This is a genomic window from Pseudomonas sp. 10C3, assembly GCF_036346185.1.
GTDB lineage: Bacteria > Pseudomonadota > Gammaproteobacteria > Pseudomonadales > Pseudomonadaceae > Aquipseudomonas.
Genome location: NZ_JASJVE010000055.1, coordinates 1 through 2,287, shown reverse-complemented (window position 1 = coordinate 2,287; position 2,287 = coordinate 1). Strand labels below are relative to the sequence as shown.

Below are 2,287 nucleotides of genomic sequence, written 5' to 3'. Positions count from 1 at the left end.
GCCGACCAAGCCTGCATCGCCTCGGGCACGGCGGCGCGGCCCATGCTTTTGATGCGGCGGATCTCCCATTCGGTGAGGTGATTGGGCAAGGTCCAGAGGGTCATGACGTGGTACAGGTACCACCAGAACGGATAACCCCAGCCCACTTCCCCTGCTTTACGCCGACGGCGCATGCGTTCGCGGGCGTTGTAGAAGGTGTGCAGCCCTTCATGCGGCGGATCGTCGGGGCCTTGCAGGTCGAGAGGGTCCTGAATCTCCTTAAGGGTGTGGACCTCGTACTCCATGTACGCGCGAATGGCTTCCCAGTTGCAGACGGCCAACTCAAAACCGGCGCAGTGAAATTCCAGGGTGTACTGCTGATCATGAGGCGGATGGTAAAAACCGAGGCCCATGGCGTATTGGATGTTCAGGCCGTATTGAGTAACACCTCGGGCCTGGACGACCCAGGCGGAGAGTGATTCCCACGGAACGAAGATCGGTTCGGTCTGGCCTGCGGGGACGAAACAGACTTCACGGCGCTGGCGGTTGAAGCGGGTGGGGACCAGGGTTTCGTATTTGGCGAGGTGGTTGAGGGAGATGATGATGCCGATAGCAAGGGCTATGCACCCACCCCAAAAACCTATCTTGAATAGCATGGGGAAAGGTCCGGTTAGGAATACCACGGCCTCATTCAGCGTACCGCCAATGACTAATCCCATAAACGCAGAAACAACCGGAAAGATGAGCGCATACAAACAGAAACACGTAAACGGCCCTCCCACTATCATTTGCCAACTGAATACCGATGGCATTCCTAGCCCAAAGTCCATATAGGTGTCATTTACCGAACCCACTGCATTTCCATAGTCCTGAGCTGGCCTGTCAGTGGGCAAAGGAACGGGGGCCAGATAAATAACCTGGCCACAGGGAAAGGTTTCAATCATCCCTGCGTAAGGTTCCTGATTGATCGGCGGAGGACTGCTAACGGAGGGTTTAGCCATATCAATCGTCCTCCTGTGGCAGGAGGAGGGGATCAATCAGGTAAAAAGTGCATTTCTCCCCTTGAGGTTCAAGGTTCTTATCAGCGATCTCACCGCCTTGGCCGTCGAGAGGTATGCGGAATTGATAAACGTTGAGTAAGTAAACGCCATCCTCGGGGCTAAAGTCTCCGAGTTCAACGGTGAGCACCAACTCGTCGCGCTCGGTGGCGGTTGGGCGGTACTCGCGACTGGGCGCCTCAAACTCCAGAACCAGAGGTGTTGCTTGTTTGATCTGCAGTTTTTGGATCAATGCGTCAGTCGCGACAGTCCAGCGCTCGACGGGTTTGACGCGTGTGGTGTGGGTCCGTACTTCATAGCCGCCTATCCGGAGCACGGTTTTGGCTTTGCTGTTGCCAAAAGGTTTCATCAAATCGGTGCTGGAGGTGGTGGGCAGGTGCAGCACTATTCGCGTCGCGGACAGGGTGCTCTGATTATCGGGTTGCTCGGGCCATACTTCGATTTTTGGGGCCTTGACCTGAACGTGCAGGTTTTTTTGGTACTCGCTTAACGGCAACGACAAACGTCGATCCGCATCTCGACTCCAGGGAGTAGTTTGCAGCCATCGATCATGGCGACTGAGGTTATAGCGGTTGTAAAACCAAGTGCCCGACAGCTCCAGCGCGGTAAACAGAATCCCGGCTACGTTGAAGCGGAAAAATACCGTGGCCAAACGAGGTCCCGACACTGCCCAAGCGGTTGCGCGAGCTTCGGGTTGCCCAATAACGGCCAGAACGTCTTTCAATGCCATGCCGCTTTGTTGCAAACCATAAGCATTATTCAGAAAAGCGGCGCTGTTCCCGGTCATGCTCAGGGCAGCCCCGGCCTGAGCTCCAGCATTACCCTCGCGAGCGGCGTCGAGCCAGTTGTTGTGCGAAACATTCAGGTTGATCAGAGCGGAGACTGCACCGGCGAAGTAGCCAACGAGGCCCAGACCAATATGCAGTTTTCCCATCTGCACATGTACGCCTTTCAGCTCAGCCGCTTTTAGGTTTTTACCTAGTTGGGATGCGTGAGCACCGAGTGCGGTATCGGCTATTCCTTGAGCTGCGCCGAATCCGGCAGCTGCAGTTGTCAAAAATGCACTCCACATGGGGCCTTTATTCTTAGGGGACTCGGGTTGCGAGCCAAACTCCCTGTAAATCTGCACAAAATTCACCAACTGCGCCGCAAACACCAACAGCCCAGCCCCATCCCCCAACAACCCCCGATAGTTATCCAGCAGCGACCGTACCTGCGCCTGCTGCTCTGGAGGAAACACCAACGCTAAC

2 pseudogenes are annotated in these 2,287 nt (G+C 55.7%); both read right to left on the bottom strand.

Annotated elements, in window-relative coordinates:
- A pseudogene (locus QN399_RS26015) lies at positions 1-635 on the bottom strand (hypothetical protein); the annotation flags it as partial.
- Between the two features lie 346 nt (positions 636-981).
- Positions 982-2,287, bottom strand: a pseudogene (locus QN399_RS26010) (hypothetical protein); the annotation flags it as partial.